Below are 13,264 nucleotides of genomic sequence, written 5' to 3'. Positions count from 1 at the left end.
TCCTGCGGAGGCCGTTCCCCGGAGAGCGATGATCCCCATGAATGACCAGGCCAAGCTTGAAACCAACCGCCGCCGATTCCTCCAGGTCCTGGGGCTCGGCGCCTCGGTGCCGCTCCTGGGCGGCGTCGCGGCATGCAGCCCTGGCGGCGGCGGTGCGCTCGGAGGCGGCGCCGGCGCGGGCGGGAAAGTCACCGAGCTGATCATGCCTACAGCCAAGACCCCCTGGCTTGACGCCTACCGCAAGATGGCGGCCAAGTACCAAGAACAGAGCGGCATCAAGATCACGCTGCGGGAGTTCCCCTACGACGGCCTGTTCACCCAGCAGACCAACGCCGTCCAGGGCAACAGCTTCCCCTTCGACATTTTCCAGATCGACGAATTCGGCGTGGGCCAGTTCTACTCCAACGGCTGGGCGCAGCCCTTTGACGCCATCGACCCAGGCTTCAAGATCGACTCAGAGGTTCTGACCTACGCGAACCTGCCTTACTGGGATGCGGCGAAGAAGAGCTCAGCAGACAGCGGCAAGGTCATGGGCTACCCCATCAACGGCAACATGGACCTCTTCGTCTACCGCAAGGACCTCTACGACGAACTGGGCCTCTCCGTTCCCAAGACATGGGCAGACGCGATCGAGAACGGACGCAAGGCCGTGGACGCCGGAAAGATCCGCTACGGTTACGTGCCGCGCGCCCAGGCTGCACAAAGCGGCCTCTCGGTCACCTATGAATTCATGCCCGTCTTCTACAGCCACGGCGCTTCCTGGTTCAAGGAAGAAGGCAAGGACTGGACGCCGACGATCAACTCCGAGGCCGGCATCGCCGCCGCCACCGCCTACCGCGAACTGGCCAAGATCGGACCGGACCAGCCGCAGACAGTGGGCCAGGCGGAGGTCATCTCCCTCATGCAGGGCGGGCAGGCACTCCAGACCCACGTCGTGGCCGCGGCAGCCAGTCAGTTCCTCAACAAAGACAAATCCCAGATCGCCGACGTGGTCGGCTTCGCCGAAGTCCCCGCAGGACCCGGCGGCATGCCGGCACCCACCAGCGGCACCTGGAGCCTCGCCATCCCCAAGGGGCTGCCCACGGAGCGGGCAAAAGCGGCCCTTGACTTCATCAAGTGGGTCCTCACCGACGAGGCCCAAACCGTCTTCATGAACGCCGGCGGCATCCCCACCCGCCGCAGCGCACTGGCCTCCGGAGCGGAATCCGGCGCGGGGGCGGCCTACCTGAAGCCCCTGCAGGAATCCGTGCAGCACATCAAACCGTCCATCCGGCAGCCCTTCGGCCCGGCCATGGCAGCCCAGACCGAGAAGTTCCTCACCCAGATCGCCTCGGGCCAGGTCAGCCCCGCCAAGGGAATGGACGCCCTGCAGGCCGCGGTGACAAAGGTGGTCAAGGATGCGGGGTACCTGAAGTGACAGCCACCACCACCCTGCCGCCACTGCGGGCGTCCGGCGGAACCGCCACCCGCAGGGGACGGAAGTCCTGGTCCAAATTCGGCCTCGTGGCCCTGACGCCGTTCGCGCTCTTCCTCCTCCTGTTCGGCGTGTACCCGGCCATCGAACTGTTCCGGATGGCCGCCTCCGAGGTCCGGGTGATCCAGGGCGGATTCCAGATGGAGTTTGCAGGGCTCAACAATTTCACCCGCATCCTGTCAGACCCCGACACCCTGCCCGTGCTCTTCGTGACCATCACCTTCATCGTCGGAGCCGTAGCGCTCACGGTCATCCTGGGGACCCTGCTGGCAGTGATGCTCGACCGGGCCCGGTTCATGAAAACCGTGGCGAAGCGGATCCTGATCTGGCCCACAGTGGTGGCTCCCGTCGTCGTGAGCGTTATCTGGCTGCTGCTCCTCAGCCCGACCATCGGCGCGATCAACAAGGTGCTGCTCGCCGCGGGCCTCCCGGAACAGGGCTGGCTGGGGGAACCGGTCGGGGCGATGCTGTCCATCATCGCGGTGGACGTCTGGCACTGGACGCCACTGGTCTTCCTGCTGGTGTACACGTCGCTGCAGTCGATTGACACCGAAGTCCTGGAAGCTGCCCGGGTGGACGGCGCCACCGAATGGCAGACGATCAAGATGGTGGTGCTGCCCATGGTGAAGCCCGTGATCATCACCGCCACGGTGATCCGCCTCATCATGTCGGTCAAGGCCTTCGACGAGATGTTCCTGCTGACCCACGGCGGACCGGGCAATTCCACGAACCTCATCAGCCTCCACATCCGCACCATCTTCTTCGACCGGCTCGAGCTGGGCTACGGCTCAGCACTGGGTGTGGCCATCATCCTCATCTTTGCGCTGCTGGGCGGACTCTACGTCCTTGCCAAGAAAGCAGTGACCGGAAGGCAGGCCACCAATGCCTAAAACCCAGTCCCGATCCAGCCTGGGTGTCATCGGCACCATCGCAGAGCTCGTCCTCGTCGCCGCCATCGCCGCCACGATCGTGCCGATTCTCTGGATGGTCGCACTCAGCTTTCAGCCGCTGAAAAATATCATCGGCGCAGACATCAACCTGGGGTTCTCCCTCAGCAACTACACCGACCTCCTCGCACCCGGCAACCCGCTGCTCGCGCAGCTGGGGAACAGTCTCATGATTGTGGTGGGAACCGTCCTGCTCTGCCTGGTCTTCGGCTCCCTCGCGGGCTACGCCCTGTCGCAGCTGGTCATCCCGCGGATGGTCCTCCTCCCGCTGCTGGCACTGACGGCCTTCATCCCGCTGATCCCCCCGATGGTGCTGGTGCCGGGCCTTTATGCCACCATGTCTTCCTTCGGCCTCATCGGCGGAACGCTCGGCCTGGTCATCCTCAACACTGTGTTCCAGCTCCCCTTCGCGGCCCTGTTGATGAAGGTCTACTTCGACGGGCTGCCCCCGGCCCTGCGCGAGGCAGCGTTGATCGACGGGGCCTCCGAGGCGACCGCCTTCCGGTCCGTGATGCTCCCGCTGGTAAAGCCAGGCCTGGCCTCCGTGGCAACATTCACCGGCATCATGGCCTGGAACGAATTCCTGTTCGGCCTGACAATGACCTCCGGCGGCGTCACGGCACCACTGACAGTAGGCATCGCCTCCCTCGTCCAGCCCTTCGAGGTGGCTTGGGGCCAGATGGCCGCCGCAGGAACGCTGGCAGCCATCCCCATCATCATCATCACGATTATCGCCAACCGCTACATTGTTGCCGGCCTGACCGCAGGCGCAGTGAAGGGCTAGGAACCACTCATGAATGACGTTGCTCTGACTCCGACGCGCCCAAACGTTGTACTCATCCTCGCCGACGACCTCGGGTACTCCGATCTCGGTTCCTATGGCGGGGAGATCGACACACCCAACCTCGACCAGCTTGCCTCCGGCGGCACCAGGCTCACCCAGTTCTACACCACCGCACGCTGCAGCCCCTCCCGTGCGTCGCTCCTGACCGGCCTGCACCCGCACCAGACCGGCATCGGCGTCCTCACCGGGGACGACTCACCCGTCGGGTACAAGGGGAACCTGAACCGCAACTGCGCCACCGCGGCCGAGATCTTCTCCGCCAACGGTTACGCCACCGGCATCACCGGCAAGTGGCACCTGGCCGCCGACGCACACAACCCCAACGACGCCTGGCCCACACGCCGCGGGTTCGATTACTTCTACGGAACCCTCACCGGCTGTGGCAGCTTCTACAACCCCGGAACACTGGTCCGCGGCGAAACAAACATCGAGCACGAAGCCCAGGACCCCGACTTCTACTACACCGACGCAATCACCGATGAAGCCGTCGGGTTCCTCGACCGGGCGACGGCGCAGAACAAACCCTTTTTCCTCTACGTCGCGTACACGGCGCCGCATTGGCCACTCCACGCCCCCGAGAGTGACATCGACAAATACGCGGGGCGCTTCGACGCCGGCTGGGACCACCTGCGGCAGGAACGCTTCGAGCGCCAGTACGAGCTCGGCATCGTGGAACCGGGCACCAGCCTCAGCCCCCGCGATCCCGAAGAACGGGCGTGGGACGACACACCTGATAAGGCCTGGCAGGCCAGGCGCATGCAAACCTACGCCGCCCAGGTGGACAGGATGGACCAAGGAATCGGCCGGATCATCGCCGAACTCAAGGACAGGAACCAGTTCGACAACACCATCATTGTCTTCCTCTCCGACAACGGTGCCTCACCTGAGGAGATCCCACACTTCGAGCGGGACACGTTCGTCAAGCGCACCGATATATACCGGCCCCACACCCGCGCCGGCGAACCCGTGCAACTGGGCAACGAACCACGGATCGTTCCCGGCCCGGAAAACACCTATTCGAGCTACGGCAGGGCCTGGGCCAACCTTTCCAACACCCCGTTCCGGATGTACAAGAAGTGGACCCACGAAGGTGGCATCGCCGCACCTTTCATCATTCACTGGCCTGCAGGTACGGTTCAGGAGGGGCGCCTGCTGCGTCATCCGCTGCAGCTGACCAGTGTCCTGCCCACCCTCCTGGAAGCGGCCGGCATCGACCCGCCAACCGAGATGAACGGGAATCCCGTTCCCGCTCCCGAAGGCACAAGCTTCCTGAACCTGCTGCGACAGGGCGAGGGGAAGGGAACCCGTCCCGCACGGCATGCCGTGGATGCCCAGACCGGCACGCTCTACTGGGAACATGCCGGCAACGGCGCGATCCGCCGCGGCGACTGGAAACTCGTCCGTACCTTCCCCGGACCCTGGGAGCTATACAACCTCTCCAAGGACTCCACGGAGCTGGACGACGTCGTCGCCAACAACCGGGACCTGGCCGAGTCTCTGCTCGCGGACTGGGCCCAATGGGCCGATCGCGTAGGCGTCCTGCCCTTTGGCCGGATCGTTGAGCTCTATGAGCTCAGGGGCCGTCCGGCCATCGAAGCCGCCGGGTAAGGTGATGAAACAGCTCGTTGCTCCGGTGATGGAAAGCGAAACCCGGCAGCGCATCATTTCACTGCTGTACTCGGCACCCCAAGGCCCGACTGAGATCGCATCCATGCTCGGCCTGTCCCAGCCATATATCTCAAACCATCTTGCTGCCCTCAAAAGCCACCACCTGGTGAAATGCCACCGGGAAGGCCGCAAGGCGGTGTACGAGCTCGAGGACGAGGCAAGGGTTGCCATGATGGCAGCCCTTGCCAGCTTCGAACGCAGCCCGTTGGACCCGTGAACCCGGTCCGAGCGCTTGACGGACATACCCCCTAGGGGTATATTTCTGGTGTTGTCAGTGAAGTGGTATGTCCAGGGGACTGCCTCCCCGTCACAGCCGTTCAACCCCAGCGCACCCATCCGTCTTTCGTGGAATGGAACTGACATGCGTGGACCAACCAAACACCATGAACTGCCGCTGACCGCCAATACTGCCGGGCCGCCGTCGGGCCATCTCCGGGCGGACACACACGGTCCGCACGCGGTCCATGACACCCGCGACGACCACGCGGTGCACAGCCACGGCCAGCACGCCGGGCACAGCACGGCGATGTTCAAGGACCGGTTCTGGCTGGCTTTGGCGCTGTCCGTTCCGGTGGTGTACTTCAGCCCGATGTTCGGGGACCTGCTCGGCTACATGCCGCCCGAGTTCCCGGGATCCGCGTGGATCCCGCCTGTCCTGGGTACCGTCATCTTTCTCTACGGCGGCCAGCCGTTCCTTCGGGGCGGCCTGAATGAACTCAGTGCACGCCGCCCGGGCATGATGCTGCTGATCGGCATGGCGATCAGCGTCGCCTTCATTGCCTCCTGGGTCACCACGCTGGGCATCGGCGGGTTCGACCTGGACTTCTGGTGGGAACTGGCGCTGCTGGTCGCGATCATGCTTCTTGGCCACTGGATCGAGATGCGCGCCCTCGGATCCGCACAGGGAGCCCTCGACGCCCTGGCCGCACTGCTGCCGGATGAGGCCGAGCGGATCACCGACGCCGGCACGGAAACCGTCAGCGTCTCCCTGCTCCGGGCCGGGGACCTGGTACTCGTCCGCTCCGGGGCCCGGATGCCCGCGGACGGCACCGTCACCGACGGGCAGGCCGAGTTCGACGAATCCATGACCACCGGCGAATCCAAGACCGTGCTCCGCTCCCCTGGCGACACGGTGGTGGCCGGCACCGTAGCCACAGACAACACGGTCCGCGTCCGGGTCACCGCCGTCGGGGACGACACGGCACTGGCCGGGATCCAGCGGCTGGTCGCCGAGGCCCAGGCTTCATCGACAAGGGCGCAGGCGCTTGCCGACCGGGCCGCGGCGTTCCTGTTCTACTTCGCCGCCGGTGCCGGCGTCATCACCTTCATCGCCTGGACCCTGCTGGGCAGCGTCCCGGAGGCGGTCACCCGCACGGTCACCGTTCTGGTGATCGCCTGCCCGCACGCCCTGGGCCTGGCCATCCCGCTGGTGATCGCCATCTCCACCGAGCAGGCAGCCCGCGCCGGCGTCCTGATCAAGAACCGGATGGCGCTGGAGCGCATGCGCACCGTCGGCGTCGTGCTGTTCGACAAGACCGGCACCCTCACCAAAGGCGAGCCCGAGGTACAGGACATTGCAGCGGCCGGCGGCGTGGGCCGGGAGGAGCTGCTGGCCCTGGCCGCGGCGGTGGAAGCGGACAGCGAGCATCCTGTTGCCCGGGCTATCGTCCGGGCGGCCAGGAACCAGGGCATTCCCGTTCCCCAGGCCACGGATTTCCGCTCCATGACGGGCCGGGGCGTGAGTGCCAGCGTGGACGGCCGGACGGTGCAGGTGGGCGGACCGGCGCTGCTGCGCGAACTCATGGCCACCGAACCCCCTGGGCTGGCCGCGGCCACCGGAGCCTGGATGGAGCGCGGCGCCGCTGTGCTCCACGTCCTGGCCGACGGCAAGGTGCTGGGCGCCATCAGCCTCGAGGACGCCATCCGGCCCGAATCCCTGCAGGCCGTCGCGGCGCTGCAGGACCGCGGCATCAAGGTGGCCATGATCACCGGCGACGCCCGGCAAGTTGCGCAGGCGGTCGCGGACAAGCTGCACATCGATGAGGTCTTCGCCGAGGTCCTGCCGGCCGACAAGGACAAGAAGGTCAGCGAACTGCAGAGCCGGGGCTTCAAGGTGGCGATGGTCGGGGACGGCGTCAACGACTCCCCCGCCCTGGCCCGGGCGGAAGTGGGCATCGCCATCGGTGCCGGAACCGACGTCGCCATGGAATCAGCGGGCGTGGTGCTGGCCGGGAACGACCCGCGGGCCGTGCTCTCCATGGTGGACCTGTCCCGCGCCAGCTACCGCAAGATGTGGCAGAACCTCGTCTGGGCGACGGGCTACAACATCATCTCCGTCCCGCTGGCAGCGGGGGTGCTGGCCTTCGCCGGCGTCATGCTCTCCCCCGCGGCCGGTGCCGTGCTCATGTCAGTGTCCACGATCGTCGTCGCCCTCAACGCCCAGCTGCTGCGCCGGGTCAAACTGAACCCGGCCCAGGTCCGCTGAACCTGGGCCAGTGTTGAACCTGGGCCACCGCTGAACTCGAGCCGGCGCCTGTGGCCCGGTAGCCTTAATACACACACTGATCCGGCACCGAAGGAGGAACCGTCATGCCTGCAGCCCGCAGCATTGCCTTGATGTTCCTGCGCCGTGCCGGACTGTTTTCACTGGTGCTCGCCCTCATCGCCGGCATTTTCGGCATGCACGTCATGAACGGCCACCACATCATGCACGGGCCGGCCAGTGCGCTGACGGTTGCTGGTCACTCGCACCCGGCAGGCGCGGCCGCCCATGGTGTCACTGCAGGTGCTGCCCACGGGCCCTCTGGCGAGCAAATTTCGGCTGGGCCCGGCTGCCCGGACGGGGACTGCAGCGGCACCCAGGCGATGACCGTCTCCTGCACTCCCTCCGGCAAGACAAGCACACTCACCGTGCCGGTCCCGGAAACGGCCGCGGTGGGAGCGTCGCCCGTCCGTGCCGGGCCGGCGGGACAGGTGAGCGGGCGCAGTGCCTACACGCCAGACACGCCATCACCATGTGAACTGTCCATCAGCCGGACGTAAAACAGGGCTGCCGGAACCATCCTGCATCAGCACAGCCGCGGCTATCGCCCGCGTCTTCGCGCGCCCGACTATGGCGCGCCATCCCCCTTTTCCGGCGCCCGGCGCCGATTGAACGTGTGAAGGACCTGATTTACATGAACAAGAAGTTTCTGACCCTTTCCACTGCCGCCATCGCCATGGCCATCGCGTTGGCCGGCTGCGGCAGCGGTCCCGGCAGCGGCACCACCACAACCGGCACGGACAGCGGCTCCGCGTCGGCCACCGCATCCGCGCCCTCCGGCAGCGCAACAGCGGCAGCCGAACACAACGCCGCCGACACGATGTTCGCGCAGATGATGATTCCGCACCACACCCAGGCTGTGGAGATGAGCGACATGATGCTCGCCAAGAAGGACATCCCGGCGAAGGTCACGGCCCTGGCCCAGAAGATCAAGGCCGCGCAGGCCCCGGAAATCGAAACGATGAGCGGCTGGCTCAGGAGCTGGAACGAACCCTCTGAAGCGGCCAGCGGCCACGACATGTCCACCCACGGGCCCGCAATGGGCGGCATGATGAGCGACGACGACATGAAGAAACTCGGCGCCGCCCAGGGCACCGAAGCTGCAAAGCTGTTCCTGACCCAGATGACCGCCCACCACCAGGGCGCCATCATGATGGCCAAGGGCGAGAAAACCGGCGGACAGAACGCCGACGCCGTTGCCCTGGCCAAGGCCATCGCCGCGGCACAGCAGAAGGAAATCCAGGAGATGAAGGACCTGCTGGCCACGCTCTAGCTGGCACCCCTTTCCGTACCCGCCCCGCCCGTGTGGCGGGGCGGTATCGTCCGTGGTACCTGAGCAGTCGCAAAGGACATGCGACTGAGCGTCGGTGAGGCTGAGTTAGGCTCACAATATGAAGCCTCGGGGGACACTCTTGCATGCCGGTTCACTTAGCCAACCTGTGGAGGCTTCCGGGCCGACGGCGGGCGTGACATTCAAGCAAGCCGCCTGGGCGCTTATGTTTGTAGCTCTGTATATTGCGGTTCTGGCAGCGGGAATTCTGGCAGCGGGGCTGTCAGGCCTCGTTGATTTCACTCCCGAGTCCGTCATTCTCCTGATCCTCTGCGGCGCAACTGTAGCGGCCATGCTGGCCCTGCACATCCACCTGATCCGGAGAAACGGCCTTAGTCTGGGCGGTCTCGGGTTCCGACGACTCAGGCCCAGGATGCTTCATCTGCTGTGGCAAATCCCGTCTGCCATTTGGTTTTGCTCACCTTTGCATACCTCTTCGCCCTGGGCATCGCGTTGGCGCTCGTCCGACGGTTCCATCAGAACCTATGGGCTCCGGTGCTACTCCACGCCGTGAACAATGCGCTGGTGGTGCTCATCGTGTTGGCTGCGGCGTGAGGTAGCGCAGCCCTTGATGGAGGCGCCGGCGGCTGGTGCCGGTGCCCTCAGTGGGGCAGGCTTTCCTGGTCGCGGTGGGCGGCGGGTTCAATCTGGAAGGTGGAGTGCTCAATACTGACGTCGAAGTGCTCGGCGACGCAGCGCTGCAGGTCCGCCAGGATGGTCGCGGAGTGGCCGTCCCGCATGCAGTGGTCCTTGACGGTGACGTGGGCGGAGAGGATCGGGGTTCCGGAGGCGACGAGCGAGGCGTGCAGGTCGTGGACGTCGATGACGTGCGGCAGGGCCAGGATGTGCTCGCGGACCTCGGCCAGGTCCAGGCCGCGCGGCACGTTTTCCATCAGCACGTCAGTGGTGTCACGCAGGAGTTTCAGGGTGCGGGGGATGATCAGCGCGCCGATCAGCAGGGACACGACGGCGTCGGCCCGGGTCCAGCCGGTGAGGGCGATGATGACGGCGGCCGCGATGACGGCAACCGAGCCGAGCGCGTCGTTGAGAACCTCGAGGAACGCAGCCTTCATGTTGAAGTTGTGGTGCCGGCCCGAGGCGAGCACCAGCAGGCCGATGGCGTTGCCGGCCAGGCCGATGATGCCGAACCACAGCATGGTGGATCCCACGACCTCAGGGGGTTCGAAGAGCCGGCGGATGCCTTCGATGATGACGAACCCGCCCACGCCCAGCAGCAGGGCCGCCTGTCCGGCGGCGGCGACGATTTCGGCGCGCTTGTATCCCCAGGTGCGCTTCAGTGTGGCCGGTTTCAGCGCCAGTGACGCGGCGATCAGCGCGATCAGCAGCCCGGCCGAGTCGGTGAACATGTGCCCGGCGTCCGCCAGCAGCGCCAGGCTGCCCGTGAGCACGGAGCCGACGATTTCGGCGACCATCACCATAAACGTGATGGCGAAAACGATGACGAGTTTGCCGCGGTTGCCGGCCGCGTCTTCGGCCCCGTGGGAATGGTCGTGTCCGTTGCCCATAGATCAGTCCTTCGGGCGGAGATTCAGTGAGAGGGCCTGCGGCTGGGCCTCTGGCGCGCACCCGGGGCAGGAGAGGGCGATGATCCGCAGTGTCAGGTGCTCGCGGCGTTCCGGGCTTGCGGCATGCAGCAGCGCGGTCATCCGAAGCACTCCCCGTCGGGTGCGCAGCAGGCAGGGTCCACCGCCAGGACAACGCCGATCAGGTCCTTGATCGCGTGACCCAGCCGGGCGTCGGCGAGTTCATACCGGGTCCGCCGCCCGTCGGGGACAGCGACCACCAGGCCGCAGCCGCGCAGGCAGGTCAGGTGGTTGGACATGCTCTGCCGGGACACCCCGATGGAGTCAGCCAGATCCGACGGATAGGACGGTGCGTCCGAGAGGGCGAGAAGGATCCGGGCTCGGGTGGGATCCGAGACCGCATAACCAAACCTGGCCAGCACTGGTGCTTGCGTCAGCGTCTCCATGCCATCAAAGTACATGCGCAGATGTACTCACGCAATTCTGTAGTTTGGCCGCTTACGACGCCGGCCGGCCGGCCGCCGTCGAACGGTCACCGTCCTACTGGCACGCCAGTTTGGTGTTGTTTCCGGTGAGCTGCAGCCCCAGGAGCTCCGCCGTTCCCGTCCCGCCGGTGTAGGTGGCACTGACGCGGAGGTCTACTTTGCCGTTCTTGGTGCTTCCCACACTTTCGGGAATGCCGTAGGTAGTTGCGCCGACAACGATGGTGGCCGATGTCGGCGAGACGGTGACGCTTGACCCGTAGGTCCCTCCGGATGTCCTCGACGCAATGGTCACCGCCGTTGGAGCGGGGATGTTCTGGATTGTCAGGGTCACCGAGTCGCCCGGACCGGCTGTGCAGTGGAGGCTCATGGCTGCCGCCGGCCAGTCGGCAGCGGCGGAGACCGCCAGGGTGGCAGTGGCCGATTGCTGCCACAGGGCGGCAGCGGAGGTGGCGCCGGCACCCAGCAGCACCGTCAGGACGAAGGCTACCAAGGCGGCCTTCGCGCCCGGGAGGTTCTGCTGGGCCTTCATGCGCTTTCCTCTCTGTTTGTTCTATGCCCGGATTCGGGTGCCTGCTCAGTCCCTGATCTGAAAGTGCGGCGTGCGGCCCCAGGCCGCACGCCGCACGCCGCACTTACCAGACTAGGACAGGCCGGACTGGGTGACCTGGTTCAGGGCGAAGGCGACGTTGCCGAAGTTGTAGGTCTTGGTCACGTCGGTACGGCCCGTGGTGGTGGACTTGAATTCGAAGGTGATCGTGGCCGTGACCGTGCCGCTGGTGGTCAGCGGGCCGCTGACCGGACTGCCGCCGATCGTCAGGACAGGGTCGGTGACAACCACATTCCCTGCGGTGAACCCGTCCACCGCACCGGTGCCCGTCGCGGTGATGTTGGCGGCCATCTTGTTGCCCGTCAGGGTGACGTTCAGGACCTGCGTGTAGGTCAGCTTGTCGCCGGGGACAACCCTGTAGGTGGAGATGGTGACCGGGTTGCCCGTCCGGTCCGTCCAGACGCCGGCCGCGGCCTGTACGTTCAGGTCACCGGCGATGACGGTGCCCGGTGCCCCAGTGTCAGAAGCGTTCCAGGAGGCCAGCGTGCCGCCGCCGCCCAGCAGCAGTGCAGCGCCAACGGCGATGGCGGCAGTTCCCTTGATCAGTGCGCTGTTCTTCATGATGAGACCCTTCAAATCTTGTGAGTGGATTTCCTGCTGAAAAGAACGATGCACGGGCAAACTCAGGACTCGATGTGGGAAATGGTCAAGAATCAGTCAAGAAAAAACTGCCGCTTTCGGGTGGTATCTTGAGTCACCGTCCCATTAGGGCGGTGACTTATTTTCTGGCGCCTGCCGCGTACTCCGACGTGCGCTGCCGGCTGCCCGTGCGACTGGAAGCTGGGGCTTGTATGCGCTTTTTGAAGAAATTGCGCGCCGGAAGCGGTGCGCTGGCCGTTGCGGCAACGCTGGCGGTGACGACGGCCGTTCCGGCCGGTGCGATTACCGGTGACTACGTCAAGGACAACGAGCATCCGTTCGTTGGGCTCATCGTCTTCTACGGTCCCGACGGCGGGTTCCACCACAGGTGCTCAGGCTCGCTGCTCACCCCGACGGTGTTCCTCACCGCCGGGCACTGCACCGCAGGCGTATCCTCGGCCCGGGTCTACTTCCAGCAGGACGCCGGCGCTGACTGGAGCCCGGATACCGGCACGGATCCGGACACCGGCTACCCCAGCGCCTGCGCGGACGGAACCCTGGGAACCCAGTGCGCCACGTCCCACGAGATCTACAACTACGGCTACACCGGCATGGACGCGGTTCCCGAAACCAAGGACGCCGGGCTGGTGATCCTGGACCAGCCGATCATGCTCGACGAGTACGCCCGGCTTGCCGCGCCGGGGACCCTGGACGCACTGGCCACCCAGCGCGGCCGGCAGGACACCACATTCACCTCCAGCGGCTACGGAATCTCCGCGGCCGGCCCCGCAGCGGGCGAGACCTCCTTCCGGGAACGGCTCATGGCCCAGTCCAAGCTGACCAATCTCACCAGCGCCAGCGCCGACGGCTACAACGTCCAGACCAACGGCAACGGCAAGGGCCTGGGCGGCACCTGCACCGCTGACTCCGGCGGACCGCTGTTCTACGGCGCCGCCGGGTCCAACACCATCGCCGGCATCACCTCGTTCAACCACAACCGCTACTGCAACGGGACGAACTTCTCGTACCGCACCGACCGGCAGGACGTGATCGACTGGATCCGAGCCACCACCGGAGGCGAGTTCTCAAACATCGCCTTTGCGCCCGCCGTCGGCTAGCCCTTCCCCGAAGCGGGGCGCGGTGCCAGGACGTGGTGGTGTCATTAACGGATGTCGGCCAGACCCGGGCACACGCAGACCACCCGCCGTCGTACTTTCCCTCACGAGACGCCCGGCGTACGGGCG

The 13,264-nt window shown here is 65.8% G+C and carries 15 protein-coding genes; 10 read left to right on the top strand and 5 right to left on the bottom strand.

Annotated features, from left to right (window positions below; translation table 11 throughout):
- The first annotated feature begins 28 nt into the window (after positions 1–28).
- The 9 genes from ARGLB_RS11550 to ARGLB_RS24090 all read left to right on the top strand — a co-directional run bounded on the left by ARGLB_RS11550 (position 29) and on the right by ARGLB_RS24090 (position 9,360).
- The gene (locus tag ARGLB_RS11550; protein ID WP_003802560.1) at positions 29–1,417 is read left to right on the top strand and encodes an extracellular solute-binding protein; all 1,389 of its coding nucleotides are present in this window, start codon (positions 29–31) and stop codon (positions 1,415–1,417) included.
- Entirely contained in the window at positions 1,414–2,364 is a 951-nt protein-coding gene (locus ARGLB_RS11545; protein WP_003802559.1) for a carbohydrate ABC transporter permease, read from the top strand. Before ARGLB_RS11550 ends, ARGLB_RS11545 begins: the two co-directional genes overlap by 4 nt.
- Positions 2,357–3,205, top strand: coding sequence for a carbohydrate ABC transporter permease (locus ARGLB_RS11540; RefSeq protein WP_003802557.1), 849 nt, complete (start codon positions 2,357–2,359; stop codon positions 3,203–3,205). Before ARGLB_RS11545 ends, ARGLB_RS11540 begins: the two co-directional genes overlap by 8 nt.
- Before the next feature lie 9 nt (positions 3,206–3,214).
- A complete protein-coding gene (locus ARGLB_RS11535; protein WP_003802556.1) occupies positions 3,215–4,873 on the top strand; it encodes an arylsulfatase in 1,659 nt (552 codons plus the stop codon).
- A gap of 4 nt (positions 4,874–4,877) precedes the next feature.
- Complete coding sequence (locus ARGLB_RS11530) at positions 4,878–5,150, top strand: ArsR/SmtB family transcription factor (RefSeq protein WP_003802553.1); 273 nt, start codon at positions 4,878–4,880, stop codon at positions 5,148–5,150.
- A 144-nt stretch (positions 5,151–5,294) separates the two neighbouring features.
- Complete coding sequence (locus tag ARGLB_RS11525; protein WP_003802552.1) at positions 5,295–7,418, top strand: heavy metal translocating P-type ATPase; 2,124 nt, start codon at positions 5,295–5,297, stop codon at positions 7,416–7,418.
- Positions 7,419–7,522: 104 nt separating this feature from the next.
- Positions 7,523–7,975, top strand: coding sequence for a DUF6153 family protein (locus tag ARGLB_RS22425; RefSeq protein WP_003802549.1), 453 nt, complete (start codon positions 7,523–7,525; stop codon positions 7,973–7,975).
- A 134-nt stretch (positions 7,976–8,109) separates the two neighbouring features.
- Positions 8,110–8,748: a DUF305 domain-containing protein gene (locus ARGLB_RS11515; protein ID WP_043418908.1), complete on the top strand. Its 639-nt coding sequence runs from the start codon at positions 8,110–8,112 to the stop codon at positions 8,746–8,748.
- Positions 8,749–9,219: 471 nt separating this feature from the next.
- Positions 9,220–9,360, top strand: coding sequence for a CPBP family glutamic-type intramembrane protease (locus ARGLB_RS24090; protein WP_245531519.1), 141 nt, complete (start codon positions 9,220–9,222; stop codon positions 9,358–9,360).
- Positions 9,361–9,407: 47 nt separating this feature from the next.
- On the opposite strand, the gene ARGLB_RS11510 is transcribed toward ARGLB_RS24090, so the two are convergent.
- From ARGLB_RS11510 to ARGLB_RS11495, 5 genes are all read right to left on the bottom strand, one after another.
- Positions 9,408–10,331, bottom strand: coding sequence for a cation diffusion facilitator family transporter (locus ARGLB_RS11510; RefSeq protein ID WP_003802541.1), 924 nt, complete (start codon positions 10,329–10,331; stop codon positions 9,408–9,410).
- Positions 10,332–10,334: 3 nt separating this feature from the next.
- Entirely contained in the window at positions 10,335–10,472 is a 138-nt protein-coding gene (locus ARGLB_RS23605) for a hypothetical protein (RefSeq protein WP_175304985.1), read from the bottom strand.
- Positions 10,469–10,795: an ArsR/SmtB family transcription factor gene (locus tag ARGLB_RS11505; RefSeq protein WP_043418906.1), complete on the bottom strand. Its 327-nt coding sequence runs from the start codon at positions 10,793–10,795 to the stop codon at positions 10,469–10,471. The genes ARGLB_RS23605 and ARGLB_RS11505 overlap by 4 nt, the downstream gene beginning before the upstream one ends.
- Positions 10,796–10,889: 94 nt before the next feature.
- Positions 10,890–11,363, bottom strand: a complete 474-nt coding sequence (locus ARGLB_RS22420; protein WP_003802536.1) for a hypothetical protein — start codon at positions 11,361–11,363, stop codon at positions 10,890–10,892.
- 111 nt (positions 11,364–11,474) lie between these two features.
- Positions 11,475–12,002 (bottom strand): alternate-type signal peptide domain-containing protein, encoded by a 528-nt coding sequence (locus ARGLB_RS11495; protein ID WP_003802534.1) that lies wholly within the window; start codon positions 12,000–12,002, stop codon positions 11,475–11,477.
- 239 nt (positions 12,003–12,241) lie between these two features.
- Between ARGLB_RS11495 and ARGLB_RS11490 the strand changes: the two genes are divergently transcribed.
- Positions 12,242–13,138, top strand: a complete 897-nt coding sequence (locus tag ARGLB_RS11490; RefSeq protein WP_175304984.1) for a trypsin-like serine protease — start codon at positions 12,242–12,244, stop codon at positions 13,136–13,138.
- Positions 13,139–13,264: the final 126 nt, after the last annotated feature.

Source organism: Arthrobacter globiformis NBRC 12137 (genome assembly GCF_000238915.1).
In the GTDB taxonomy this organism is placed as follows: domain Bacteria; phylum Actinomycetota; class Actinomycetes; order Actinomycetales; family Micrococcaceae; genus Arthrobacter; species Arthrobacter globiformis.
Note: the sequence above shows the minus strand (reverse complement) of the source record. Positions and strands in the feature narration are given on the sequence as shown.